Raw genomic sequence first — 25,333 nt, 5'->3', positions numbered from 1 at the left:
ATATTTAACCATGAAATTACTGATATTTCTTGAAGTAGGAGATCTTGGTGGTCTTGTTGTAATGATCATTGGGATTATTGCCTTTGTATTATTGATGATATCGCTTGTTGTTGCCGTAATTACAAAAGTTATTTACGAATGGAATAATGAAAGAAAATTTTCAACGGGTCAGTTTTGGATGACTGTTCTGATTTCCATGCTTGTTGGCGGACTGATCAGCGGCGTTGTTTGTGGCGGAATGTAAAAGAAATTAAGATGGATTTATTGATTAGCATATTAGTAATACTTTTGATATTTGGAGGAACTATTTTTGGAATTTCATTTATAGTTGGAAAAATTACGGAAGCTATTTTTCAGTGGAAGAATAAAGAATTTTCGAAGAAACAATTTTGGCAAACCGTCACGATTTCCATGCTTATTTGTTTGATTATTAGCGGAATGATTTGCGGAGGAGCTTTATAAATTAAGAATTATTATGCCAGTAAGAAATTATACGTATTACGATTATACCATAAGTCTTTGCCCGGAATGTCTGAAAAGAGTGGGAGCAAAGATCATTATTGAAGATGAAGCGGTTTTCATGACGAAAAGATGTCCGGATCACGGATTTTTCAAAACTAAAATTGCTTCTGATGTTCAGTATTATAAAAATATCAGAAACTACAATAAAGCATCAGAAATTCCGGTGCATTTTGGAACCGATGTAGAATATGGCTGTCCTTATGATTGTGGTTTATGTGTTGATCATGAGCAACATAGTTGCCTTTCCATTGTGGAAGTAACGGATCGGTGCAATCTTACCTGTCCTACCTGTTATGCGATGTCTTCGCCACATTACGGAAGCCACAGAAGTCTGGAAGAGATCGAAGCCATGTTTGATATTATCGTTAAAAATGAAGGTGAACCGGATGTCGTTCAGATCAGTGGAGGAGAACCTACAATTCATCCGGAATTTTTCAAAATCATGGATATTGCGAAGTCAAAACCCATTAAACATTTAATGCTGAATACGAACGGGGTAAGAATTGCCAATGATCCCGGTTTTGCCGAAAAATTAGCAACCTATGCTCCTGAATTTGAAATTTATCTTCAGTTTGATTCCTTTAAACCGGAAGTTCTGGAAGATTTCAGAGGAAAAGATTTAACGGACGTACGAATGAAAGCATTGGAAAAATTAAATGCCTTAAATCTTTCGACTACCCTCGTTATTGTTCTTCAGAAAGATAAAAATATTGATGAAATCGGGAAAATCATTGACTTTGCCCTGAAACAGAAATGTGTTCGCGGAATTACCTTTCAGCCTGTAGAAATTGCAGGAAGAAACCGCGAAGATTCTGCTCATGAAAAAATTACTTTAACCGAAGTAAGACAGGAAATTCTCAATCAGTTTCCGTTGCTGAATTCGGATGATATTATTCCGGTTCCATGTAATCCGGATGCTTTGGCGATGGGATATATTCTGAAACTGGAAGGCGAAACGATTCCTTTAACAAGATACATCAATCCTGCTGATTTACTGAACAATGAAACCCGGAATACCATTGTTTACGAACAGGATACCGGATTACAGATGCAGCTTCTGGATATTTTCAGCACCGGAATTTCTGTGGATAAAGTAAAACCTAAAGTTAATCAGTTATTGTGCTGTCTTCCCGACGTTTCCGCACCCAATCTGGATTACGATAACCTATTCAGAATTATCATCATGAACTTTATGGATGCGCATGATTTTGATGTCCGTGCTGTGAAAAAATCCTGCGTTCATATCGTGAATAAAGACCTGAAAATGATTCCTTTCGAAACCATGAATTTATTTTACCGTGATGATAAAAGCAAATATCTTGATGAATTAAGGAAAGAGGATAAAGTTTTGTTCTAAATTCTTTTGACAAATTTCACAGCTATTTTAATGATTTTGTGCATTAATAATGACATAGGGAAATTGAGCGTTAAGAAAATTACTTCTGTGAACGTTAAAAAATTCTACTGTTTGAGCGCGAGAGGACTGTTTGAGCCGAAGAACAAATCTTGAATTCGCGCGAGTTTAGAATTTTTAGAGAACAGAATTAATTTTTAGCGAAAGTTCCCAAGTCTTGAACTTTTCGTTCTTTTGTTTGACGACGTCGAATCTTCGATTTCAAGACAAAAGGACAGCAATAAGGCGTAATTTTTTTACGCCTTATTATTTATTTTAATCAAACTTCATCACCTCATTGAGCGTATTCATATACTCGTAAGCTGTAAGATCGAATTTCACCGGAACAATAGAAATATATCCATTGGCTAAAGCGGTTTCATCGGCGTCTTCAGATTCGTCCATATTGTTGAAATATCCGGTAAGCCAGTAATATTTTTTTCCGTGAGGATTTACTCTTTCATCAAAGCTTTCTTCCCATTTTGCGTGTGCCTGTTTGCAGACTTTTACGCCTTTTATTTCCTCTTTTGGAAGTTTCGGAATATTCACGTTTAATACAATTCCTTTTGGCATTGGGTTTTCCAGAGTTTTTCTTACAATATTCTGAATATATTCTTTCGCCTGTGTAAAATCTGCTTCCCAACTGAAATCCAGCAAAGAAAATCCGATAGCAGGAAGACTTTCCACACCCGCTTCAACAGCAGCAGACATCGTTCCCGAATAAATAACATTGATGGAAGAATTTGCTCCGTGATTAATTCCTGAAACCACAATATCCGGTCTTCTCGGAAGAATTTTGTCAAGAGCCATCTTTACACAGTCAACAGGAGTTCCGCTGCACGAAAAATCCTTTTGCGGACCGTCGAGATGTACTTCTTCGTAGCTTAAAGTAGAATTTATGGTAATCGCATGACCTTTACCGCTTTGCGGAGAATTGGGTGCTACAACAACTACTTCTCCGATTTCGTTCATAAAACTGATAAGATTTCTGATTCCCGGTGCTGTAATTCCGTCGTCATTCGTAACCAGAATAAGTGGTCTTTCCATATAAATTTTTTAATTGTAACAAATATAGCATAAAGAGTTTCTTCGGAAAAACTTTGCGTTTAATTATTGTATGAAATGTTTATGCCTTTTTATTCATTTTTGCGAAAACTAAATTTAAAAACTAACAATTCTCTTTTTTTAAAAAACAATTTTAACAGAGAAAATGTATTGGAAAACGGATTTTAATAAAATTCCTTAAAAGTAACAGATATTTAGAAATAAGGTATTAAATTTGATAGTTTGTAACGGAGAATAAAAAATAACTACTTATTACAATACTTTTTTAAAATTAATAAAAATACATTACAGATTTATGTGGAAAAATTTTAAGCTAAATAAATTTTTACTCCTAATTCCATTAACAAGTCTAATGTTTTGTTTCAACTCGCCAAAGAATGATGACGAAAAGATGCAGACGATAATGGTGAGCGTTAAAAATACACTTTCTTATTTGCATTACAGCCCAAAACCTATTAATGATGCCTATTCTAAGGATGTTTATAAGCATTATTTTGAAATGGTAGATCCGGGAAAAAGATATTTCATTCAGTCCGATATGGACGAATTCGGGAAGCACGAAACGAAACTGGATGATTACATCAACCAGGGAGACCTTACTTTCTACAAACTTACCATCGACAGATTATACCAGAGAGTAGACGAGATCGATAAAATTACACAGGATATCTTCAGCAAGCCGATTAATCTGGAAGAAGATGAAACGCTTATTTTAGAACCGAAAATGAAAAAAGTTCCGGCAAACAAGCAGGAGCAGTATAATGAGTGGAAAAAATTCATCAAATACAATATCCTTCAGGAAATTGAATCGATGAACAGCAAAGAAGAAGCTCAGAAAGAGAAGAAAGATTCTGTACAGAAATACAACCTGAAAGATACCATAAAATATCAGCCTCTTGCGCCGGATCAGAAGCTTAAGAAAGCAACCGATGAGGTGAAAGATCTTGTAAAAGAAACCTTTACGAGATTCAAAAAGAGAAAGAAAATGGATTGGTTTACCGTGTATATGAATGCCTATACAGAAGTTTTCGATCCGCACACCAACTATTATTCTCCAAAGGATAAAGAAGATTTCGATACCAATTTCACCGGAAAAGTAATCGGAATCGGAGCCATTATTCAGGAGAAAAAAGGAAATCTTTATCTGGGTGCTTTAACGATCGGCGCTCCGGCGTGGAAATCCAAACAGCTTTCCGAAGGAGATAAAATTTTAAAAGTAAAATCTAAACCGAAAGAAGATGCCGTAAACGTTGTGGGAATGCTTTCTGATGAAGCCGTAAGACTCATCAGAGGAGAAAAAGGAACTCCGGTTACTTTAACGGTTCAGAAAAAAGACGGAACAATAAAAGAAGTTACCATGATTCGTGAAGAAGTTGCCATTGAAGATACTTTCGCGAGAAGTATTATTGTCAACTCTCCGAATGGTAAAAAATACGGATTCATCAATTTACCAAGCTTCAACGCAGATTTTGAAAATCCCAACGGAAGAAATGCTTCTGATGATATTAAAAACGAAATCATCAAGCTTAAAGCTCAGGGAATAGAAGGAATTGTTCTGGATCTTAGAAACAACGGAGGAGGTTCCTTAACGGAAGTGGGAGACATCATGGGACTTTTCATGCAGGCAGGACCTTATGTTCAGGTAAAAGACGGAAACGGGAAAATTCAGACCTTAAAAAATAAAAATGAAACTCCGATCTGGACAGGACCATTGGTGATTATGCAGAACGAACTTTCCGCTTCAGCTTCAGAAATTTTAGCAGGTGTGATGCAGGATTACGGAAGAGCAATGATTATCGGTTCGCCTCAATCATTCGGAAAAGGAACAGTGCAGACTTTTGTGGATCTAAACAGATTCTTAAACACAGAAGACGATTTCGGATCTTTAAAACTGACCATCCAGAAATTCTACAAAATTACAGGAGAATCTACCCAGAGAAAAGGAATTGTTTCAGATATTCAGATGAAAGATCTTTTCACATATGCTGAAGTAGGAGAAAGATATGATGATTATGCTCTGGCTTGGGATAAAATTCCTTCTACAAGTTTCCAGAAGCTTAATTATTTCAACATTCAGGCGTTGGAAAAAGCAAGCAACGACAGAATGGCTAAAAATGCAAAATATCAGTTGCTGTTAGAATCCGCCCAGTGGAGAGAACAGTTGGATAAGGAAGAAACCATTACTTTGAATATCAATAAATTCAATGAATTGATGAAGCAGAGAAAAGCACAGATCGAGAAGTTCAAGTCTTTGACGAAATTTGAAAACGGCCTTCAGTTTACTTTGTATCAGAATGAAATTGAAAGAGAGAAAAAAGACGAAGCCTTCAAGAAAAAATCTGAAATCTGGATCAAAAATCTTAAAAAAGACCTTTACCTTCAGGAAGCAATGAACATCATTACAGACATGAGTGTAAAATCTTAATATTCAGATCGAAATATAAAAATACCGCTAACAAAAAGTAGCGGTATTTTTTATTTAATTTGCTGTATATTTTTTCACTCAAAATTTTATTTATATAATTAACTTCTTATATTTGAGAATATGTTAACTATAAATTCGATTCTCTTTGTTGCTTTGCTAAATACTTTTTCGATTCAACAAATAGGTATTAATGCTTAGGAAAAGCTTCTATGAAATGGAAATGTTATCATATTAATAATTAAAAACAAAGGATGAAAAATAATTTAGACAATCTTTCAAACTTTATATTTTATCAGACAGATGATGGTAAAATTAGTGTACAGGTATTTGTTGATAATGAGAGCGAAACTATTTGGGCTTCTCAAAAAGCAATGTCGGAAATTTTTGATATTAACGTAAGTGGAATTACAAAGCATCTTAAAAATATTTTTGAAGAAAATGAGCTGTCTGAAACAGGCAATGTGCAAAAATTGCACATTGCTAACTCTACAAAACCAGTAAATTTTTATAGTTTAGATGTGATAATATCTGTAGGATACAGAATAAACTCATATAAAGCAACTCAATTTAGAAGATGGGCAACATCAATTTTAAAAGAGTATTTAATAAAAGGATTTGTTTTAGATGAGGAAAGACTAAAACAAGGAAATCAATTATTTGGTAAAGATTATTTTGCTGAATTACTTGAAAGAATAAGGGAAATTCGTGCGAGCGAAAGACTTTTTTATCAAAAGATTACAGATATTTATGCAACATCTGTTGATTATGATCTTCAATCTCCCATTACGAAAGAATTTTACGCGACAGTTCAGAATAAACTTCACTGGGCAATTCATAATCATACAGCTGCAGAACTGATTAAATTGAGAGCTAGTGCAAATAAACCGAATATGGGATTAACATCCTGGAAAAATGAGAAAAAGGGAGGTAAAATATTAAAGACGGATGTTTCTGTTGCTAAAAACTATTTGAATGAAGAAGAATTGGGAGAATTAAACAGGGTTGTCACAATGTATTTGGATTTTGCGGAAAATATGGCTAAAAGACAAAAAGAAATGAAGATGGTAGATTGGATAGCTAGATTGGACAGTTTTCTTTCATTTAATGAATACGATGTTTTAAAAGATTCAGGAAAAGTTTGTGCAACTATAGCCAAAAGATTAGCAGAAAATGAATACAAAAAGTTTAGAATAATACAGGATAAAGAATATAAGTCTGATTTTGATAAAGTTATAGAAGAAATAAGAGTAACAGGAAATGTTTCTGAAAAAGCAGAGCCTATTAAGCAAAGTTTGGAGAATTTGGAAAAAAATGATGATTCAAATTAAAAAAAAGAACTAGTATTTAATCAGCATAAAGAATAAAACAAGGCTGTCTAAAAGTCAAATTATTTTATTTTTGTCATTCCGTAGAATAGTGAACAATCTCTAGAAATTAAGATTCTTAACTACATTTCAGAACTTCACTCGTGAACCTTTAGTTTATGTTCGAAATAATACTTTTTAGACAGCCTCGTTTTATTTTAGAGAAAAGCAGTAAACTACTTAATCTCCACACAACCCACTCTTCCTCCTGCATTTCCGGTTGGCTGCGTATGAAAATCGTCGGCTGCGGCGTGAATAATCATTCCTTTTCCGATGATATTTTTAGACTCATCAGAACATCCGAGACACCATTTATTCGTTTTAAAAGTCAGCGTTGCCACACCATCCTGATTGGCCGTAAGATTTCCGATATCTCCCATGTGGAAATGTTCAGCACCCCATTTTCCATGATCGTTTTTCGATGGATTCCAGTGTCCTCCCGTTGAAGTTCCGTCTGCTGCAGAACAGTCTCCCTTTTCGTGGATGTGTACAGCATGAATTCCCGGAGTAAGATTCGTAACATCCAGTTTCATAACAACTTCATCTCCTTTCTGGGTAAACTTTGCCGTTCCGCCCGTTTGTGTGTTGCTTTTGGAAAGGATCTGATACGTATTTGTTGTTCCGCATGAAACCGCAAAAAACGCACATCCTGCCAATAATGCTAATGTTGTACCTTTCATTTTTAAATGATTTAAAGTGATTGTCGGATAAAGTTAGACAACATTTTTCAAAGCGCATTACGATTCCTGTCTTTTTTCATCAATAGCAATAAAAGACAAACCAATTTCATCCGATGTCAATACCTTTGCAGGTAATGCTTTTAAATTGGAAGAATACAGAAAAAGAATGGTGAAAGCTATTCAGTACATTGATAACAATCTCGATACCGAACTTTCTTTAGAAAAAGTTGCGGAAGTTGCAGCCTATTCTCCCTTTCATTTTCACAGGATTTTCCGAGTGATGACCAATGAAACCCTTCAAAGCTATATCATCCGCAAAAGAATTGAAAAAAGTGCCTTTTATTTAGCCGTAAAAAAGAACATAACCGTAAAAGATATTTATCTTGAACTGGGATTTTCCAGTCATTCTGCTTTCAATAAATCATTTAAAAAGCATTACGGAAAATCTCCCTCAGAATTCAGAAAATCGGCTCCCGAAAAATTTCATAAAATTCAATTAAAACAAAGCAAGAACGGACAAATGGATGCAGTTTTTCAACAATACATTTGCAATATAGAAAACCTGTTAAAATGGACATCAATGAATTTAAAAATTAAAGTTACCGAACTTCCGGAGATGAATCTCGCAGCAGTAATGAGCCTTGGAATTGCCAACGTGAAATCCTCTTACAACACCTTAATAGATTGGGCAACCGAGAAAAAACTATTTCCCCGAGAGAATCTAAAAATGATTTCCGTTTATCACGACAGCTTTAAAGTTACTCCGCCAGATAAAGTACAAATTCACGCCTGTATGCTCTTACAGGAAAAATTACAACAGCAGGAAAACCAGATTTTCCCAGAAACCCTTGAAGCCGGAAAATTCATTGTCGGAAGCGGAGAAGTCACCTTAAATGACTTTGAACAATGCTGGGTTTCCCTTTTTCTTTGGATGAATGAAAACCATTATTCTGTAAGAAAAGCTTTTCCTTTCGAAATCTACCATACCAATTACAAAGAACATCCGGAAGGAAAAATGCTCGTCGATTTCTGCATTCCCATCCATTAAATTCAGCGCAGTTTAATAATACAATTAGTAGTAAAATTCCCCTCCTTTGGAGGGGTGGCGAAAATTCAAAGAATTTTTGACGGGGTGGTCAATATATTTTACAAAGTAAATTTTCAGTACCAAAAAATCAAAAACGACCATTCAGATTCCAAAAACGACCACTCAGCAACAAAAATTTAAAAGCAGCGAAAATTCGTTATACTTTTGAATCGAAATAAAACAGCTATGAAAACAAAATTATTATTTCTTACCACTTTTTTATCATTTGCACTAAGTTTTGCTCAAACCAGGATTTCGGGAAGAGTTACGTACAAAAACAGAGGAGTGGGAGAGGTAAATATTACTCTAAAAAACACCTACGACGGAGCCACAACTGATTCCAACGGAAATTTCTCTTTTGAAACTTCAGAAAAAGGCAGTCAGACTCTTGTTTTTACCCATCCGAAATACATTGATGTTGAAAAATCGGTTGTTATTGAAAATCAGGAAGTTTCTGTAAATGCAGAACTGAAAGAGCAAATTAATGAAATTGATGCGGTAGTCGTTTCGGCGGGTTCTATCGAAGCAAGCGACAAAAAAAGAGCAACAGCTTTACTTACTCCGATTGATATCTATACAACAGCCGGAGCGGACGGACAGATTACTTCTGCATTAACGTATCTTCCCGGAGTTCAGAAAGTGGGAGAAACAGAAGGTCTTTTCATCCGTGGCGGAACAGGAACGGAATCCAGAATTTTCATGGATGGAAGCTTAATCAATAATTACTTTTCCAATTCGGTTCCGGGAATTGCAGGAAGAGACCGCTTCAATACCTCTCTTTTCAAAGGAAATGTTTTCTCAAGCGGCGGATATTCTGCATTGTACGGTCAGGCTCTTTCGGGGGCACTGATGCTGGAAAGTGTAGATCTTCCGGATCAGAGTTCTTACGATTTCGGTGTTTCTCCAATCTTTTTAAACGCAGGATTTCAGAGATTGGGCAATAATAAAAACTATTCTTACGGAGCCAGTCTTGGATATTCCAACTTAAAACTGATGCAGGAAATTTTCAATTTTAACACCAATTTTTCCGAAGCTCCACAAAGTATAAACAGCGATCTGAATTTCAGATTTAAAACAAAATCAGGCGGATTTTTCAAATATTATGGAAAATATGATTCCAACAGAATGGCAGTGCAGACTCCAAGTCTGGAACCCGAAGATTATGACCTGTCTCTCGTGAAACTGAAAGGAAAAAATACCTATCATAATCTCTCTTTCAAGCAGAAATTCGGAAAATATTTACTGAATGCAGGAGCATCTTATTCCTATAATCAGTCAGACCTTGATTTTTCAACCCAAAAAGATGAAACCCAAACCGGAACCACAAAACTTCTGAATGACGGAAATTACATTAATTTCAAGACAGTTTTAGAAAGAAAAATAAATAAAATCAGCGCATTAAGAGGAGGTTTTGAATTCAACAGTACCAGCGAAAAATTAAATTTTAACGATTTTGTAACGAAAAACTACAAAGACCTGATCTCTTCAGCTTTTGCAGAAACAGATTTAGGATTTAGCAATCAGTTGTCAGCAAAAATAGGAGTGAGAGCAGAGCATTCTTCCTATCTTGGAAAAAACAATATTGCACCGCGTCTGGCTTTAGCGTATCGTCTTGCCAAAGACTGGACTACCTCTTTCGCTTACGGAATTTTTTATCAGAATCCTGAAAGCAGATACATCAACGGTCCTGCAAATTTAGACTTCCAGAAATCACAGCATTATATCTTTCAGGTGCAGAGAACAACGGAAGGAAGAAGTCTGAGATTTGAAGCTTTTTACAAAAAATATGATGATCTTCTGAAGGTAAAAAACCTACAGTATATTGACGGACAGAACCAATTTGTACAGACAGCAGATAACAACAGCGGTTTTGGCTATGCAAAAGGACTGGAATTATTCTGGAGAGACAAAAAAACATTCGACAATATAGATTACTGGATCAGCTATTCATTCTTAGATTCAAAAAGAGATTTTATGAATTATCCGATGAGTTTAAAACCGAATTTCGCTTCCGAACATACCCTTTCCGCAGTAGCCAAAAGATTTGTTCCGGAATGGAAAACAGGCTTCAATCTTTCCTACACCTACGCAAAAGGTCGTCCTTATTATGACATCGCAACGCAGGATATAAATGGTGAACAGAAATATTTCGTAAGACATGAAGGAAAATTGAAAGATTACAATGCCTTAAATTTCAGCTTGAATTATCTTCCGAATTTAGGAAAGAAAGATTCAAAAACATTTACGGTTCTGGTACTGAGTGTAACCAATATTTTGGGATCGAAAAATGTATACGGCTACAATTTCTCAATGGACGGATCGAGAAGTTCAGCGGTTGTTCCGCCTGTAAATACCTTTGTTTTTGTAGGCGCATTCATCAGCTTCGGAGTCGACAAAACGCAGGATGCCATCAATAATAATCTGTAAAAGTTATTTCAATTCAATTAAAAATATATCTTTATTCAAAACAAAAATTAACTTAAAAATTTAGAAAACATGAAAAAATATCTATTAACCTTTGCTTTAAGTCTGATGAGTTTAACTGCTTTTGCCCAGACAGATTATGAAAAAATAATGTCTGATAAAATTGCCAAAATTGAAAACTGTAAATCTCTTGACGAATTCCAGACTCTGGCGAATGACTTCGACAGAATCGGAAAAAAAGAAACCAAAGAATGGCTTCCTGCATATTATGCCTCGTTTTCATACATTCAAAAGGGAAGAATGTTAATGAGAGAAGGAAAAATGTCTGAGCTTTCAACACAGGCAAATATTGCAGAAAAATATCTGGATCAGGCGGAAAACATTGCCGGAAAAGACAATGCAGAAATTCACCTGCTGAGAAAAATGTCGTATTCTCTTAAAATGATGGAAAATCCTACAGAAAGATACATGACAGACGGAATGAAAGCCATAGAAGAATTGAAAAAAGCGGAAAACCTTGATCCCGAAAATCCAAGAATTGCCCTGATAAAAGCGGAAGACACTTACTTCACTCCGGAACAGTTTGGAGGAAGCAAAACAAAAGGGATGGAACAGTTTAAAGATGCTTTAACGAAGTTTAAAACCTACGTTCCGAAATCTAAAATCGCTCCCAACTGGGGAAAAGCAGAAGCTGAATATTTTGTAAGCGGAGCTGCAAAATAATGTGAAAAGTCTGTTTAAACTTTTATTTAACCACAAAAGCCACAAAGATTTTGATGCATTTTAAAAAGTTAATAAGCCCAAGAATAAAAGAACACAACAGTTTCTAAAAATCTTTGATTTTTATTCTTTTGAGCGCTATGATTATTATAGAAATTCACTTTAACATTATCTTTTGTGCTTTAAAATTAAAAAAAACCTTCTTTGCGGAAGGTTTTATTTTGCGTTTCAGTCATAAAAAATGACGGTTCGGCGAAAAATAATTTTTAATACTTTTATTAAAGCCTAATTTTGAACCAAGAAAACTTACAATGAAATACAAAAGCATCATCATATTACTCTGGATATCACTGGCAACAACATTTTTTTTCTTTTTTGTTTTTAATGATGAAAAAACACTGGAAAATTTTGCCATCACTCTTTTGGTTTCCACCATGTATTCATTCGTTTTGGGAATTGGAAACGGCATCATCAACGATTTTCTCAACAGGAAATTCCCTTGGTCTGAAACCACCAGAACAAGAGCAATCATAAGCATTATTTCCATTCTCATTGCCAATACCGTTTTGGTGTATTTCTGTAATTACATGAATTTCGTGGTGATCCAGAAGGCAACCACCGCAGAACAGTTCTTTTCCAGCAAATACAATGTTTCCAACTGGTTCATGATTAATATTGCCCTGCTTATTTCGGCTTTCCTTCATGCCAAAGGTTTCGTGGAAGAGCTCAGAAAAACTTCAAAGAAAGAGGTTGTTGAGCAGAAGTTAATTGCCAAATCTGCCAATGCACAGTTTGAAAGTCTTAAAAACCAGTTAGATCCACATTTTCTGTTTAATTCTCTGAATGTTTTAAGCTCATTAATTGATGAAAATCCGAAACAGGCTCAGAAGTTTACGGCTTCAATGTCAAAGATTTACAGATATGTTTTAGAACAGAAAGACAAAGAACTGGTAACGGTGGAAGATGAGCTGGAATTTGCCAAAACCTATTGCGAATTGCTTAAAACACGATTCGAGGACAGCGTAGATTTTGATTTTGAAGTAAAAAAAGAAGATTACCGAAGATTTGTCGTTCCGCTGTCTTTACAGCTTCTTCTGGAGAACTGCATCAAGCATAATTTTGCCACTTCTTCAAAACCTCTCATCATTAAAATTTTCTCTGAAAATGATACGTTGTGCATCGAAAATAATTTACAGGTAAGAGAGCAGATCAAAGAAAGCTCCGGAATCGGTCTTGCCAATATTGTACAGCGCTATTCTTTACTCACCAAAAGAAATGTTTTTATAGAAAAGTCTGAAGATTATTTTAAAGTAAAACTTCCTGTACTTTCCTCTAAACCGGATGTTGTAAATGAAATAGCCGAAACTAAAAATGAATCTTACGAACGCGCGCACAAACGGGTAAAAGAAATAAAAAGCTTCTACGGAAATCTCATTTCTTACTGCATCATCATTCCTTTTTTAATCATTTTAAATCTCATCACCAGTCCGGATCGTCTGTGGTTTTATTGGCCGATGTTAGGTTGGGGAATCGGGCTTGTTGCCCACGGAATGAGCGTTTTTGCCATTGGCAGAGGCTGGGAAGAAAGAAAGATCAGGGAAATTTTAGAAAAACAAAACAGAACATTAAAATAAGCATCATGGAACCGATAAGCAAAGATGATTTCAGATACAAAGAAGCGGAAAGACAGGTAAAAAGAATCAAAAGATTTTACTTTTCCGTCTTCATTTATATTGCGGTTAATATTTTCATTTTATATCTGAATTACACAGAATTAAAACCGAATGAATCTATTTTTCAGTTAAAATTTTTTGCGCTTCCTTTTTTCTGGGGAATCGGAGTTGCCATTTCGGCAATGAGAACGTTTATTCCGGGGTTTATGCTGGGAAATAAATGGGAAGAAAGAAAAATTAAAGAACTAATGGAAAACGAAAAGAACGGCAGATAAATTGTTCATCACCTCCAAATACTGTTTGATATGAAAACTTTACAGATTCTTTTCGCCATTTCTATGGTCGCGTGGTTTTTAAGCGAATTTCTTTACAAAAACATCCTGAAATCCGGAGAAAAAGACAATAAAAAGGATAAATCGACTTTAAATTTGTTGTGGATTGCCATTCCGCTTTCTATTGTAAGTGCCGTTGCGGTTTCTTACGTTACACGGTTTCCCATTTCTGATGAGGTCTGGATCTATTATTCAGGAGTTGTTCTGATATGGATCGGAATTATTTTAAGATTCATCATCATTCGTTCTCTGGGAAAATATTTTACGGTTGACGTTACAATCAAAGAAGATCATAAAATTAAGAAAGAAGGGTTTTACAAATATCTCAGACATCCGTCTTACGCTTTCTCATTGCTTACTTCGTTGGGTTTGGGATTGTATTTAAACAACTGGCTCTCATTGGCTTTAGCTTTTCTGATTCCTTTCATTGCATTCAGTTACAGAATGAATGTCGAAGAAAAGGCTTTAATTGAGCAGTTCGGAGAAGAATATCTGGAATACCGGAGAAAAACGAAAAAGCTGATTCCTTTTGTTTATTAAGTTACTTATTTGATGATTTTTAATCAACAAATCAGCATTAAAAATCCTCACATTGTCATTTCGATGAAGGAGAAATCTAATTAAATTAAGAAATCATTCGATATAAGAAATTGATTATAAATTTTGGCTTAAAGCCCATTTCTATTAATCTGTATTTCACATCAGACTTTTTAGCTAAAAAGCGCATTATATTTTCGCAGTTTTCTCACTAAAACAAAGAAAAACATCAAAATCAAAAAATCCCGATTCTCCGTTGAGTCGGGATTTTTACAATTCAGGATGCATAATCTACGGTTCGGTCAGTTAAAATTGATTTGAGGCTGTTTTCCGACCTACATTTGTCTCAACAAAACAAACAATTAATCTTTAAAAATAAAAAATATGGAAACTTACACCAACAAAGAAGAATTAGCATACGAAAAAGCATCAAGAAGAGTAAAAGAACTGAAAGGATTTTACGGAAACCTTACTTCGTATTGCCTTGTGATTTCATTTTTAGCTGTGCTGAATCTTTTAACATCACCACATTATCTTTGGTTTTTCTGGCCGATGTTAGGATGGGGATTAGGTCTTGCAGCACACGCAGCGAGTACTTTCGGGATCGGAAGAGACTGGGAAGAAAGAAAAATAAAACAACTGATGGACGAAGAAAGAAGAAATACTAAATCTTTATAACCAACATTCAATTTTAACCTTAAAAATAAATTATTATGAATTACAATCAGGCACAGGAAAGAGTAAACGATCTTAAAAAATTCTACAAAAGCCTTTTATGGTTTGGGATCGTGGCAGTAATTATTTTCGGAGACGATATTTTAGAAAAAGGAATATTTAATTTTTCATTGTGGAACGGATCAATCATTCTTACCATCTGGGGAATTATTTTAACCGTAAAAGCCGTAAAACTGTTCCTTCTGGACTCTGAGTGGGAAAGAGAAGTGATGGAAAAAGAAATGAAAAAATCGAAAGAACCGCTGAAGTTTTAATATTGGCAATTTTTGATTACTTTTATTTCAAAATTATAAAAAACTAAAACAGGAACTCAATGATCAAAACTGTTATTATCGAAGACGAAAAACCCGCTTCAAGGAAACTGGAAAGAATGCTTAACGAATTTCCTGAAATTGAGATCGTTGCGAAAATAGAATCGGTAGAAGAAGGAGTACAGTGGTTTTCGGAAAATGAACATCCGCAGCTCATCTTTTCAGATATTGTTCTGGGAGACGGTCTGTCTTTCGATATTTTTGAAAAAGTTCCGACAAAGGGATTTATTATTTACACGACAGCTTTTGATCAGTACACTCTGAAAGCATTCAAACTGAACAGCATCGATTATCTTCTGAAGCCTATTTTAGATGAAGATCTTGCCGGAGCGATCGAAAAATTCAAATCATTTATTCCTTCAGATAATTCCGTCAATTCACACGAAATTAAGCAGTTAATAAAAAAGGAGAAAAGCACGCTTTCCAGAATTTTAGTGAAGATAGGCTACAACCTGAAAATCGTACAGACGCATGAAGTAAGCTGTTTTTTCAGCGAAAATAAAATTGTTTATTTACAGACTCAGGAAAGAACATATCCTTCGGATTTCACACTGGACGAATTGGAAGAGGTGCTGGATGAAAAGAAATTCTTCCGCGTAAACCGGCAGTTTATCATCAGTTCAGATTTTATTAAAAACATCCACACTTCGCCCAATTACAAAGTTGAACTGGAATTTCAGCCACAGGAAGAAATTACCGTAAGCCGCGACCGAGTGAAAGATTTTAAAGACTGGTTGGTAAGTTAAAACCCAAAACAAAAAACTCTGAACCAGAATCCATCAACCAAAATCAACTACCTGTAATCTATACGGTTAGATTCCGTGTCTTCAAGCTGTTTGATAATCGATTTCGGAATTTCATCGCTGTCGATCGGGAAACTGATGGAGTCTGAAATAAAGGTTTTCCGGTCTGCTTTCTGGAAAATTTCGAAAAGAGCAATCGGTTCCTGATTAAAACTGATACACGTACTTATAAAATGCAACTCATGGAGCTTATACTCTGGATTTTTCAGCTTTTCCTTGATATCTTTTATTCTTGAGATAAAATGACGCTGCCGGATGAACGTATTGCTGTTCATGATGATAAAGACATAATCGGAATAGGCTGTTATTTTTCCAAAATATTTATGACGGTCGCCGCCGCTTCTTTCAACGAAATATTCTCCGGAAGTTTCAGATTTGTAGATTTCCGTTGCAGAACGCCAGATCCGGTCTTCTTTTGCCTGTAAAGGATTTTCCGGAAGATTTCTGTTGTAGGAATACCAACAGCCGACAAGACGGTCCAGCAAAGCGGTGTTTGGCTTTACATTATTCATATCAATCCTCAGATCATTAAAATTGAATGATTCTGTATTGGAATTGATAAAATCGATATAACTCGAATATCCCAAAACTTTAACAATCATGCTGAGTTTGGCAAGATTAGGCTTGCTCAATACTGCATTTTCATTCTGGTAATATTTTTTTAATTTATTGATAATCAAATGTTCATAAAGGTAATTTGAACCTAAAAGATCCGGGCTTTTTTTACTGTTTTTCTCTGAATTTTCCTGAATAATCAGATCATTAAGTTCTGAAACAATATAAGACCATTCGGTTTTGGATACATCTTCCCAGTGATGTTTCTTAAGGAAATGCAACGCCAGAAAATTCATCAGTTTTTCTATGTGTAGTATATCTTCTTTTTTCATCTTTCAATTTATAAGACTAATATAAGATAATTTTAAAACCAAATGAGACTGTTACAAGACTTTTATATCTCAACATCCAACGATATTTGAGTAGAAATTAAAAGTTAAAACAATGGAAACAAAAATGGTATTACAAAATGATCCTCTCTGGAACAGGCTTCAGGAATTCTCATTGGATGAATCTTCTGCCGATTTTCCTTTCTCAAAGAAACTGGCAAAAGAAGAAAACTGGACAGAAACATTTACCCGAAAAGCAATTGATGAATACAAAAAATTCGCTTATCTCTGCTGTAAACTTCCAAATGGTGCTTCGCCAAGCGAAATTATAGACAAAGTATGGCATATGCATCTCATTTACACACAAAACTACTGGGAAGAATTCTGTCCCGAAGTTTTGCAGCAGAAACTGCATCATCAACCATCACAAGGCGGAGAAAGCGAAAATGAAAAACATAAAAGCTGGTTTGCGGAAACTTTAGAAAATTATGAGAAAATATTTGAGCAGGAACCGCCGAAAGATATCTGGAAACCGACTCAAATTCCTTCAAAAAAGAGAAAAATATCTCCTTTTGTTAAAATTTTTATTCTTTTAAGCTGTTCTTTGGTGATCTATTCCTGTACGGAAAACAATAACGGAGGTTGGGGAATATTCCTGACTCTTATTTTCGTCTTCGTGCTGATCGTAATGATTATAAAAGCATTCAGTACAAATAACGTTTCCAATAAAGACAATAGAGATAACGGAAGTGACGGCGGCTTTTTCTACACCTGCGGAAGTGACAGTTCACACAGCGACGGAGGTTCCGGTTGCGGCAGTTCCTGCGGAAGCAGTTGTGGAAGCGGATGCGGTGGTTGCGGAGGTGGAGGAGATTAACCGAAATACAATACACATGAAAAAAATCCTTATCCACACAATTCCGGTGCTCATAAGTCTGATCTGGATTATTGCAATCAACCATACTTTAGATCCGATTTCTTTGAAAGGACACTATTTTCTTAAATTCTATTTCATTCTCGTCCTTGGATTTTATGCCTCTGTTTTTGCGCTGAAATTTTTTGGAGAAACCATTTCGAGAACAACTTTTTACTTCCTGATTTCTATATTTCTATTAGGAGTTATAAAATTAGCCAAAGGAATCTTTTTAGGAAAACCGGTTGGTTATTTAATGATGATTTTAATATTGGAAATTATTGTATCTGTGTTTCTTAATTTATTCTATGTAAACCATAAAATGAAATAGGAATTTACATTTTTTCTAAACAAAAAACCCGAAACATAACGCTTCGGGATTATTATTTAGATAAGATTTATTTTAGGAAATAACTCCGCTTCCGATCAGCTCTTCGCCGATGTACCACGAGGCAAACTGTCCTTCTGCAATGGCAGACTGCGGTTCTTCAAATTCCACATAGAATCCTTCTTCAAACTGATATAAAGTTGCTTTCTGCAATGGCTGTCTGTATCTGAATCTTGCCATTACTTCCATCGATTCTCCGTTTTTCAGTCTCAGATCTTCACGAACCCAGTGCAGTTCAGAATTATCAATTTTTAAGGCTCTTTTAAGCAGTCCCGGAAACTGATGTCCTTCTCCCACGAAAAGAATATTATTTTCCATGTCTCTGGAGATGATAAAACAGCTTTCTTTATGTCCGCCGATTCCAAGTCCTTTGCTTTGTCCGATCGTGAAAAACTGAGCTCCCTGATGTTTTCCGATAACTTTACCGTCTGTCTTTTTGTAATTGATTTTTCGGCTGAGGTATTCCAATTCTTCCTGTTTTAACGAAAATTCAGGCATTTCTTCAGCAAAAAGGGGAGAATCTTTGAAAATTTCTACGATTTCGCCTTCTTTTGGAACCAATTGCTGCTGTAAGAATTGCGGTAAACTTACTTTTCCGATAAAACACAATCCCTGAGAATCTTTTTTATCTGCCGTTACCAAGCCGATTTCTTTAGCAATTTCTCTAACCTGAGGTTTTGTAAGCTCTCCAATCGGAAATAATGCTTTAGAAAGCTGATCCTGACTTAGCTGACATAAGAAGTAGGACTGGTCTTTATTGTTGTCTTTTCCGGCAAGAAGATGGAAAATTTCCTTTCCGTTTTCATCGATCGTTGAATCTACTCTTGCATAATGTCCGGTGGCGACTTTATCTGCGCCAAGAGACATTGCCGTCTTCATAAAAACATCAAATTTTACTTCTCTGTTGCAGAGAACATCAGGATTCGGAGTTCTTCCTTTCTGATATTCGTCGAACATATAATCTACGATTCTTTCCTTGTAAAGATCGCTCATATCAATCACCTGAAACGGAATTCCAAGTTTTTGAGCCACCATTAAGGCATCATTGCTGTCCTCGATCCACGGACATTCATCTTCCAGCGTTACCGAAGCATCGTTCCAGTTTCTCATAAACAAAGCCACCACTTCATGACCTTGCTGTTGCAGCAGATACGCTGTAACACTGGAATCCACTCCTCCGGATAATCCTACTACTACTTTCATGTTATTTCAATTTTACGAAACTCTTAACGGGAGTTCTTAGTTTGACGCTGCAAAAATACAATTAAAAAGATTCGCAAAAAAGTGATAATTTTAAACATCGATAAAAACAATTTAAATATGAAAAAACTGATTATTTCTTTATGTGTTTCATGTTCAGGACTATTTTTTTCTCAGGTTGCTGTAAATGCTTCTCCTGAAAATAACAATCGCTGGACTTTCGGCGGCGGAATCGGATTTGGTTTCGGAAGTAACAATTACTTTAATCTTTCAGCGGCTCCAAGAGTGGGTTACCGGCTTACGGACGATCTTGAAGGTGGAGTTTTGGGAAGTGTTTCCTGGCAGAAATCAAATGCTTACAGTTCTACGATGTTCGGAGTTGGTCCTTTTCTGAATTATTATATTGCAAGAACGTTTTTCGTAAGTGCCAATTATCAGCATTACTTCATCAATTATAAAGACAAGTTTTATGATTTTAAAACCAATGCAGATGAAGACGCTCTTTATCTTGGCGGCGGGTATATGCAGAGAATCGGGAATAATTCTTATTTACAGTTAGGCTTGATGTATAATGTTTTATGGAAAGAAAATTCGAGTATTTTCTCAAGTGGTTTAGTTCCGAATATCGGATTTGTGGTGGGGCTTTAGGAATAAATTTTTTCCAGAAGATCAACCAGACCTAGACCGTCTTTCAGTAAAATAGCATTGTTTTTTTTCCCTCGCAAAGATTTGAAGATCTCTAGATACATTTCTTTAAGGTTTTCTTCATTGGAAGTAGATGGAATCTCAAATTTCTCGGGACAGTCAGCGATATGCTGGAACGTAATTTCATTGAAATACTGTCCTGATATTTTAAGAGTGCCTTTCTCTGCAATAATATTAAGTGAAGTCTCCTGATTTTTTTCAAAAACAGAAGTGGTGAAATTAACGGAGACTTTTGTTCCTGTTTTACCCTGAAGAACGAGTAGGGCAGTATCTTCAATTTCTGAGATATTAAAGTTTCTAAAAGAGGTTAAATCTCTGAAAAGAACAGCAAAATCGTCTTTGAAAACACAGCATAAAAGATCCAAAAGATGCGAAAACTGGGTATATAAAATGCCTCCGTCCATATTCTTTTTTCCCTTCCAGGAGTCTTTAATGTAATATTGTTCACCTCTGTTCCAAAATGCATTGAGCTGAATATTATAGATCTTCCCTAGTTTTTTAGATTCTACAAGTTCGCTTAGAAATAAAGTTACAGACGAAAACCTGTTCTGCATAACCAGAAAAACACGGCAGTCATTTTGAAGCGCAGTTTCTCGAAGAACATAGGCTTGTTCAAGATTAAATACAAAGGGCTTTTCAATGAGTACATTGTATCCATTTTCCAAAAGGATTTTAGTGTGCTGGAAATGAAGATAATTCGGTGTGGCAACCACAACCAGATCTGTCTCTAATTTTTCTTCCAGAAAATGCTCCAGAGACTGAAAATGAATATCAGAATTAGGTTCTGAATGTGAGTCTATTTCCGCATTAATACGAACGTTAGAAATCTGCTCTAAAATAGCTTTATGTTTTTTGCCCATAAAACCGGTTCCTAATATAGAAATATTCATATTTTTTAATTGAGCCGTAAAAATACTAAAAAGTTAAGATTTGCCGATAATTAAGAATATTGTTTTAAAAAATCAATAAAAAAGCATCGGAAATTTTCCCGATGCTTTTCTGTTATATTAAATTATTTACTTACGATTAAGAGGACTTTTCAGCGGCAGATTTCTTCGGCTTCGAAGTTTTCCCTGCCAAACCGTCTTTCGCTTCATTCAGATCAAGAACTACGGTTTCTCCTTCTGTTAATTGTTTGTTTACGAGCATTTCTGCCAATAAATCTTCAATGTATTTCTGGATCGCTCTTTTTAATGGTCTTGCTCCGAAATCTTTATCCCATCCTTTTTCAGAAATAAAGTCTTTTGCCTCTTCTGTCAGTTCCACTTTATATCCTAATTTTTCAAGTCTTGAATACAATTTGTTTAGTTCAAGATCAATGATTTTCTTGATGTCTTCTTTTTCAAGAGAATTAAAGATAACTATATCATCAATTCTGTTCAGGAATTCTGGTGAGAATGCTTTTTTAAGCGCATTTTCAATCGTACTTCTTGCTCTGGAATCTGTTGTTGATTTTTTCGCAGAAGTTCCGAATCCGACACCATCACCAAAATCTTTAAGATCTCTTGTACCGATGTTTGAAGTAAGAATGATAATCGTATTTCTGAAATCGATTTTTCTTCCTAAACTGTCTGTAACGTGACCTTCATCTAAGATTTGCAACAGGATATTGAATACATCAGGATGCGCTTTTTCAATCTCATCCAAAAGAACCACAGCATAAGGTTTTCTTCTTACCGCTTCTGTTAATTGTCCGCCTTCCTCATATCCAACGTATCCCGGAGGCGCACCTACCAATCTTGAAACGGCAAATTTCTCCATATACTCACTCATATCAATTCTGATCAAAGATTCATCAGATTCGAAAAGTTCTCTTGCCATTACTTTAGCCAGCTCGGTTTTACCAACCCCTGTTGTTCCTAAGAAAATGAATGTACCGATTGGACGGTTCGGATCTTTAAGACCGGCTCTGTTTCTTTGAATTGCTTTCACAACTTTTTTCACCGCATCTTCCTGACCGATTACTTTTCCGTTCAGGTTTCCATCCATTCCGGCAAGTTTATCAAGCTCGTTTTTACCAACTTTGGTAACAGGAACACCGCTCATCATAGAAACTACTTCCGCTACATTTTCTTCTGTTACGGTTTCTTTTTTCTCTTTTACATCTTTGTCCCATTTATCCTGAGCAGAATTCAGTTCCATCTGAAGCCTTTCTTCTTCATCTTTCAGTTTTCTTGCTTCAAGATAATCCTGCGCTTTTACAGCTTTTTGTTTCAATTCCTTGATTTCTTCGATTTTCTTTTCAAAATCGATGATTTCGGTAGGAACTTTCATGTTTTTAATATACACTCGCGATCCTGCTTCGTCCATTGCATCAATTGCTTTGTCCGGTAGGAAACGGTCTGTAATATATCTTGAAGTTAAATTCACACACGCTGCAATTGCTTCAGGTGTATAAATTACATTGTGGTGCTCTTCGTATTTATCTTTGATCTGATTTAAAATCTGAACGGTTTCGTCAATAGAAGTAGGTTCCACCATTACTTTCTGGAATCTTCTTTCTAATGCGCCGTCCTTTTCAATGTACTGACGGTATTCATCCAGAGTAGTAGCTCCAATGCACTGAATTTCACCTCTTGCCAAAGCCGGTTTGAACATATTGGAAGCATCTAAGCTTCCTGTTGAACTACCCGCACCAACAATGGTGTGAAGCTCATCAATGAATAAGATCACGTCTCTGTTTTTCTCCAGCTCCGTCATGATCGCTTTCATTCTTTCCTCAAACTGACCGCGGTATTTTGTTCCGGCAACCAAACTTGCAAGATCCAGAGTGATCACTCGTTTTCCATAAAGGACTCTGGAAACTTTTTTCTGCTGAATTCTTAAAGCCAGACCTTCCGCGATGGCAGATTTACCAACTCCCGGTTCCCCGATTAGCAAAGGATTGTTTTTCTTTCTTCTTGAAAGGATCTGAGAAACTCTCTCAATTTCTTTTTCACGACCGATAACAGGATCTAATTTCCCGTCTCTTGCTAGAGAAGTTAAGTCTCTACCGAAGTTATCAAGTGTTGGTGTTTTACTTTTAGCAGAGCCTAAATTTCCTGTAGGCTTTCTCATTTGCTCAAAATCTTCTCTTTCGTCATCGTCGTCGTAAGCACTCATCTGTGGAGCCTGTCCGGAATTTTTCAACATAGTCTGATACTCTTTTGAAACTCCTTCATAGTCGATGTCGTAAGCTCCTAATATGTTTGAAGTAGGGTCCTCATATTTGTAAAGAATGCCTAAAAGCAGATGAACGGTATTAATCTCATTGCTTTTGTATTGTCTGCATTCAAGTTCAGCACGTTTGATGGCATGATCTGCCATTTTCGTGAAAGAAATATTGGTAACCTCCTCAGAAATAGGATTTAGACTTGCTGTATTTAAAGTTTCAATTTTTCTTCTGATTTGTGTTAGATCCGCATTAAGGTTTTGAAGGATTTCTTTTGCAGAGTTTTCTGTTTTTATAATACCTAAAAGTAGATGTTCTGTATTAAGAAATTCACTTTTGAGCCTTTTCGCTTCGCTCTTGCTTTGTTTGAACACCTGGCTCAAACCTTGTGAAAACTTATAATCCATAATATATCTCATTAGAATAAAAGCAACATTGCCATTTATTCATTATCTAAATTACAAATATTTTACCAAAAAGCAATAAATGACTTTATGGCAGAAAAAATTTTATTATCTTATTGAAAATGATTAAGTTTGTCTCCCCGAAATTTTTATTCATGAATTCTGATTTTGCAAGTTATATAGGATATTCTGCATCTGTTTTTATTGTATTGAGTTTCATCTTGAAAGATGTTAGAAAAATAAGGATCGTGAATATGATCGGTTGTATCTGTTTTGTCATTTACGGAATTTTCAGCGGCATGCTTTGGCCGGTTATTATTCCAAATGGACTCATCTGTTTTATTCAAATGTATTATCTAATATTTGATAAGAAAAATTAATGAAGAAGAAAATAATAACTTCAGCATTCAGCAATCTTTATACTGATCAGAGAATAGAGAAAGTATGTAAAACTCTTTTTGACAGCGGATATAATATAGAACTAATTGGCAATGACTGGGGAGGAAACGAAAAGATGGAGCGTCCGTATCCTTTTGAGAGGATAAAAATAAAATCTAAGACTTTAAAAACGGCGTATTTTGAGTTCAATTGGAAGTTATATAAGGAATTAAAGAAAAAAGCTGACAAAAATACAATTCTTCATGCCAATGATATAGATGCGCTTCTGCCAAATTATCTTATTTCAAAAAAATTAAATATTCCTTTGGTTTTTGACAGTCATGAAATTTTTACAGAGATGCCCGCAATACAGAATAAACTTTCGCAAAAGGTTTGGAGGGTATTGGAAAAAAGAATTGTACCCAAAATTAAATTCATGATGACAGAGAGTGAAAGCTATGCCGAATGGTTTAAGGAAAAATATAAAGTAGATCCTGTTGTTGTAAGAAATATTCCAAGAGAAATTATTTCTACTCTCGAAATTCCGGAAAATAATCCTAAAATAATTCTTTATCAGGGAGCTGTTAATCAATCCCGCGGAATTGATAAGGTTATTGTTGCCATGCACTCAATTGAGAATGCTGTTCTTAAAATTGCCGGTGACGGCCCTAAAAAGAAGGAGTATGAAGATCTTGTCGCGAAGGAAAAACTTCAGCATAAAGTTTTTTTTCTTGGTAAACTGAAGCCCGAAAATCTCAGAGAAGTAACAAAAACAGCAGATACAGGATTCAGTCTTGAAGAAAATAATGGGGTGAGTTATTATTATTCTCTTCCCAATAAAGTCTGTGATTATATCCAATCCAGAGTTCCCTTGGTGATGATCAATTTCCCTGAAATGCTTCGTATAAAAAAGCAGTTTGATATAGGTGAAGTTGTTACAGATCACGATCCAGAGAAAATAGCTGCGGCTTTGAATAAAGTTCTTGAAAGGGGACGCCTAAACTATAAAACTGAGCTTGAAAAAGCGGCAAAAGTATTTTGTTGGGAAAACGAAGAAACCAAAATCTTACAGCTTTTTGAAAAAGCTTCTCTTTAGATAATTCTATTAAGTTTGTCATCCTACAAGGATCTAAGCTTGATTCTTTTGAGATGGTTTATTCATATTATTTTATGTTTTTTCAGAAAGACAAATTTATTTATGTCAAATATCTGATATGGATGACTGCAATTTTAGCCCCA

Annotated in this window: 25 protein-coding genes; 19 read left to right on the top strand and 6 right to left on the bottom strand. The window is 35.4% G+C overall.

The window, feature by feature from the left end; all coding sequences use genetic code 11:
* Nucleotides 1–10 precede the first annotated feature (10 nt).
* Genes QWT87_RS07255 through QWT87_RS07245 form a run of 3 tightly spaced genes read left to right on the top strand, consistent with a single transcriptional unit; the run spans nt 11 to nt 1,879 of the window.
* Nucleotides 11–244 (top strand): hypothetical protein, encoded by a 234-nt coding sequence (locus QWT87_RS07255; protein WP_185207650.1) that lies wholly within the window; start codon nt 11–13, stop codon nt 242–244.
* Nucleotides 245–255: 11 nt separating this feature from the next.
* Complete coding sequence (locus QWT87_RS07250; RefSeq protein WP_087706706.1) at nt 256–462, top strand: hypothetical protein; 207 nt, start codon at nt 256–258, stop codon at nt 460–462.
* 13 nt (nt 463–475) lie between these two features.
* On the top strand, nt 476–1,879 hold the full coding sequence (locus QWT87_RS07245; protein ID WP_302715237.1) for a radical SAM protein: 1,404 nt from the start codon (nt 476–478) through the stop codon (nt 1,877–1,879).
* 312 nt (nt 1,880–2,191) lie between these two features.
* On the opposite strand, the gene surE is transcribed toward QWT87_RS07245, so the two are convergent.
* A complete protein-coding gene (gene surE, locus QWT87_RS07240; RefSeq protein WP_302715235.1) occupies nt 2,192–2,962 on the bottom strand; it encodes a 5'/3'-nucleotidase SurE in 771 nt (256 codons plus the stop codon).
* Nucleotides 2,963–3,275: 313 nt separating this feature from the next.
* Here surE and QWT87_RS07235 point away from each other — a divergent pair, with 313 nt between their 5' ends.
* Together QWT87_RS07235 and rhuM are read left to right on the top strand one after the other, a co-directional pair.
* The gene (locus QWT87_RS07235) at nt 3,276–5,405 is read left to right on the top strand and encodes a carboxy terminal-processing peptidase (RefSeq protein WP_087706714.1); all 2,130 of its coding nucleotides are present in this window, start codon (nt 3,276–3,278) and stop codon (nt 5,403–5,405) included.
* A gap of 251 nt (nt 5,406–5,656) precedes the next feature.
* Complete coding sequence (gene rhuM, locus QWT87_RS07230) at nt 5,657–6,733, top strand: virulence RhuM family protein (protein WP_302715232.1); 1,077 nt, start codon at nt 5,657–5,659, stop codon at nt 6,731–6,733.
* A gap of 212 nt (nt 6,734–6,945) precedes the next feature.
* On the opposite strand, the gene QWT87_RS07225 is transcribed toward rhuM, so the two are convergent.
* The gene (locus QWT87_RS07225) at nt 6,946–7,449 is read right to left on the bottom strand and encodes a superoxide dismutase family protein (protein ID WP_076391033.1); all 504 of its coding nucleotides are present in this window, start codon (nt 7,447–7,449) and stop codon (nt 6,946–6,948) included.
* A 145-nt stretch (nt 7,450–7,594) separates the two neighbouring features.
* Here QWT87_RS07225 and QWT87_RS07220 point away from each other — a divergent pair, with 145 nt between their 5' ends.
* The 9 genes from QWT87_RS07220 (at nt 7,595) to QWT87_RS07180 (ending at nt 16,014) form a co-directional block, all read left to right on the top strand.
* Complete coding sequence (locus tag QWT87_RS07220; RefSeq protein WP_302715229.1) at nt 7,595–8,497, top strand: AraC family transcriptional regulator; 903 nt, start codon at nt 7,595–7,597, stop codon at nt 8,495–8,497.
* 225 nt (nt 8,498–8,722) lie between these two features.
* Nucleotides 8,723–10,963, top strand: coding sequence for a TonB-dependent receptor (locus QWT87_RS07215; RefSeq protein WP_302715226.1), 2,241 nt, complete (start codon nt 8,723–8,725; stop codon nt 10,961–10,963).
* Nucleotides 10,964–11,032: 69 nt separating this feature from the next.
* Nucleotides 11,033–11,683 (top strand): hypothetical protein, encoded by a 651-nt coding sequence (locus QWT87_RS07210; RefSeq protein WP_302715224.1) that lies wholly within the window; start codon nt 11,033–11,035, stop codon nt 11,681–11,683.
* A gap of 308 nt (nt 11,684–11,991) precedes the next feature.
* A complete protein-coding gene (locus QWT87_RS07205; RefSeq protein ID WP_302715222.1) occupies nt 11,992–13,314 on the top strand; it encodes a 2TM domain-containing protein in 1,323 nt (440 codons plus the stop codon).
* 5 nt (nt 13,315–13,319) lie between these two features.
* Nucleotides 13,320–13,628 (top strand): 2TM domain-containing protein, encoded by a 309-nt coding sequence (locus QWT87_RS07200; protein ID WP_302715220.1) that lies wholly within the window; start codon nt 13,320–13,322, stop codon nt 13,626–13,628.
* 30 nt (nt 13,629–13,658) lie between these two features.
* Nucleotides 13,659–14,225 (top strand): methyltransferase family protein, encoded by a 567-nt coding sequence (locus tag QWT87_RS07195; protein WP_302715218.1) that lies wholly within the window; start codon nt 13,659–13,661, stop codon nt 14,223–14,225.
* Between the two features lie 381 nt (nt 14,226–14,606).
* Nucleotides 14,607–14,900, top strand: coding sequence for a 2TM domain-containing protein (locus QWT87_RS07190; RefSeq protein WP_302715216.1), 294 nt, complete (start codon nt 14,607–14,609; stop codon nt 14,898–14,900).
* 35 nt (nt 14,901–14,935) lie between these two features.
* Complete coding sequence (locus tag QWT87_RS07185) at nt 14,936–15,211, top strand: 2TM domain-containing protein (protein WP_087706730.1); 276 nt, start codon at nt 14,936–14,938, stop codon at nt 15,209–15,211.
* 59 nt (nt 15,212–15,270) lie between these two features.
* Nucleotides 15,271–16,014 carry a LytR/AlgR family response regulator transcription factor gene (locus QWT87_RS07180; RefSeq protein WP_108410102.1) on the top strand — a complete coding sequence of 248 codons (744 nt, stop codon included), beginning with the start codon at nt 15,271–15,273 and terminating at the stop codon, nt 16,012–16,014.
* Between the two features lie 47 nt (nt 16,015–16,061).
* Here QWT87_RS07180 and QWT87_RS07175 read toward each other — a convergent pair whose 3' ends face one another.
* Nucleotides 16,062–16,958, bottom strand: a complete 897-nt coding sequence (locus tag QWT87_RS07175) for a hypothetical protein (RefSeq protein WP_302715212.1) — start codon at nt 16,956–16,958, stop codon at nt 16,062–16,064.
* A 112-nt stretch (nt 16,959–17,070) separates the two neighbouring features.
* On the opposite strand from QWT87_RS07175, the gene QWT87_RS07170 reads away from it, so the two are divergent.
* Nucleotides 17,071–17,832, top strand: coding sequence for a glycine-rich domain-containing protein (locus QWT87_RS07170; RefSeq protein ID WP_302715210.1), 762 nt, complete (start codon nt 17,071–17,073; stop codon nt 17,830–17,832).
* Complete coding sequence (locus QWT87_RS07165; protein WP_302715459.1) at nt 17,735–18,199, top strand: hypothetical protein; 465 nt, start codon at nt 17,735–17,737, stop codon at nt 18,197–18,199. Before QWT87_RS07170 ends, QWT87_RS07165 begins: the two co-directional genes overlap by 98 nt.
* 72 nt (nt 18,200–18,271) lie before the next feature.
* Here the strand turns inward: QWT87_RS07165 and mnmA are convergent, their stop codons facing one another.
* Nucleotides 18,272–19,459 (bottom strand): tRNA 2-thiouridine(34) synthase MnmA, encoded by a 1,188-nt coding sequence (gene mnmA / locus QWT87_RS07160; protein ID WP_302715208.1) that lies wholly within the window; start codon nt 19,457–19,459, stop codon nt 18,272–18,274.
* Nucleotides 19,460–19,576: 117 nt separating this feature from the next.
* Here mnmA and QWT87_RS07155 point away from each other — a divergent pair, with 117 nt between their 5' ends.
* Entirely contained in the window at nt 19,577–20,104 is a 528-nt protein-coding gene (locus QWT87_RS07155) for a hypothetical protein (RefSeq protein ID WP_268052257.1), read from the top strand.
* Here QWT87_RS07155 and QWT87_RS07150 read toward each other — a convergent pair.
* Both QWT87_RS07150 and QWT87_RS07145 read right to left on the bottom strand, forming a co-directional pair.
* Nucleotides 20,101–21,051, bottom strand: coding sequence for a Gfo/Idh/MocA family protein (locus QWT87_RS07150; RefSeq protein WP_302715205.1), 951 nt, complete (start codon nt 21,049–21,051; stop codon nt 20,101–20,103). The two genes, QWT87_RS07155 and QWT87_RS07150, sit on opposite strands and share 4 nt — an antisense overlap.
* 136 nt (nt 21,052–21,187) lie before the next feature.
* The gene (locus QWT87_RS07145) at nt 21,188–23,719 is read right to left on the bottom strand and encodes an ATP-dependent Clp protease ATP-binding subunit (RefSeq protein ID WP_076391020.1); all 2,532 of its coding nucleotides are present in this window, start codon (nt 23,717–23,719) and stop codon (nt 21,188–21,190) included.
* Between the two features lie 152 nt (nt 23,720–23,871).
* On the opposite strand from QWT87_RS07145, the gene QWT87_RS07140 reads away from it, so the two are divergent.
* The gene (locus QWT87_RS07140) at nt 23,872–24,096 is read left to right on the top strand and encodes a uroporphyrinogen decarboxylase (protein ID WP_108409427.1); all 225 of its coding nucleotides are present in this window, start codon (nt 23,872–23,874) and stop codon (nt 24,094–24,096) included.
* A complete protein-coding gene (locus tag QWT87_RS07135; RefSeq protein WP_302715201.1) occupies nt 24,096–25,190 on the top strand; it encodes a glycosyltransferase in 1,095 nt (364 codons plus the stop codon). The genes QWT87_RS07140 and QWT87_RS07135 overlap by 1 nt, the downstream gene beginning before the upstream one ends.
* Nucleotides 25,191–25,333: the final 143 nt, after the last annotated feature.

Origin of the sequence: Chryseobacterium urinae (assembly GCF_030518295.1) — a bacterium.
GTDB lineage: Bacteria > Bacteroidota > Bacteroidia > Flavobacteriales > Weeksellaceae > Chryseobacterium > Chryseobacterium mucoviscidosis.
The sequence above is the reverse complement of the archived record's forward strand: the minus strand, read 5'-3'. Positions and strand labels throughout refer to the sequence as shown.

Bases quoted from the DNA above. Each gene is read 5' to 3' on its own strand.
- QWT87_RS07255 (WP_185207650.1), top strand. From the start codon at position 11: ATGAAATTACTGATATTTCTTGAAGTAGGAGATCTTGGTGGTCTTGTT.
- QWT87_RS07250 (WP_087706706.1), top strand. From the start codon at position 256: ATGGATTTATTGATTAGCATATTAGTAATACTTTTGATATTTGGAGGA.
- QWT87_RS07245 (WP_302715237.1), top strand. From the start codon at position 476: ATGCCAGTAAGAAATTATACGTATTACGATTATACCATAAGTCTTTGC.
- surE (WP_302715235.1), bottom strand. From the start codon at position 2,962: ATGGAAAGACCACTTATTCTGGTTACGAATGACGACGGAATTACAGCA.
- QWT87_RS07235 (WP_087706714.1), top strand. From the start codon at position 3,276: ATGTGGAAAAATTTTAAGCTAAATAAATTTTTACTCCTAATTCCATTA.
- rhuM (WP_302715232.1), top strand. From the start codon at position 5,657: ATGAAAAATAATTTAGACAATCTTTCAAACTTTATATTTTATCAGACA.
- QWT87_RS07225 (WP_076391033.1), bottom strand. From the start codon at position 7,449: ATGAAAGGTACAACATTAGCATTATTGGCAGGATGTGCGTTTTTTGCG.
- QWT87_RS07215 (WP_302715226.1), top strand. From the start codon at position 8,723: ATGAAAACAAAATTATTATTTCTTACCACTTTTTTATCATTTGCACTA.
- QWT87_RS07210 (WP_302715224.1), top strand. From the start codon at position 11,033: ATGAAAAAATATCTATTAACCTTTGCTTTAAGTCTGATGAGTTTAACT.
- QWT87_RS07205 (WP_302715222.1), top strand. From the start codon at position 11,992: ATGAAATACAAAAGCATCATCATATTACTCTGGATATCACTGGCAACA.
- QWT87_RS07200 (WP_302715220.1), top strand. From the start codon at position 13,320: ATGGAACCGATAAGCAAAGATGATTTCAGATACAAAGAAGCGGAAAGA.
- QWT87_RS07195 (WP_302715218.1), top strand. From the start codon at position 13,659: ATGAAAACTTTACAGATTCTTTTCGCCATTTCTATGGTCGCGTGGTTT.
- QWT87_RS07190 (WP_302715216.1), top strand. From the start codon at position 14,607: ATGGAAACTTACACCAACAAAGAAGAATTAGCATACGAAAAAGCATCA.
- QWT87_RS07185 (WP_087706730.1), top strand. From the start codon at position 14,936: ATGAATTACAATCAGGCACAGGAAAGAGTAAACGATCTTAAAAAATTC.
- QWT87_RS07180 (WP_108410102.1), top strand. From the start codon at position 15,271: ATGATCAAAACTGTTATTATCGAAGACGAAAAACCCGCTTCAAGGAAA.
- QWT87_RS07175 (WP_302715212.1), bottom strand. From the start codon at position 16,958: ATGAAAAAAGAAGATATACTACACATAGAAAAACTGATGAATTTTCTG.
- QWT87_RS07170 (WP_302715210.1), top strand. From the start codon at position 17,071: ATGGAAACAAAAATGGTATTACAAAATGATCCTCTCTGGAACAGGCTT.
- mnmA (WP_302715208.1), bottom strand. From the start codon at position 19,459: ATGAAAGTAGTAGTAGGATTATCCGGAGGAGTGGATTCCAGTGTTACA.
- QWT87_RS07155 (WP_268052257.1), top strand. From the start codon at position 19,577: ATGAAAAAACTGATTATTTCTTTATGTGTTTCATGTTCAGGACTATTT.
- QWT87_RS07150 (WP_302715205.1), bottom strand. From the start codon at position 21,051: ATGAATATTTCTATATTAGGAACCGGTTTTATGGGCAAAAAACATAAA.
- QWT87_RS07145 (WP_076391020.1), bottom strand. From the start codon at position 23,719: ATGGATTATAAGTTTTCACAAGGTTTGAGCCAGGTGTTCAAACAAAGC.
- QWT87_RS07140 (WP_108409427.1), top strand. From the start codon at position 23,872: ATGAATTCTGATTTTGCAAGTTATATAGGATATTCTGCATCTGTTTTT.
- QWT87_RS07135 (WP_302715201.1), top strand. From the start codon at position 24,096: ATGAAGAAGAAAATAATAACTTCAGCATTCAGCAATCTTTATACTGAT.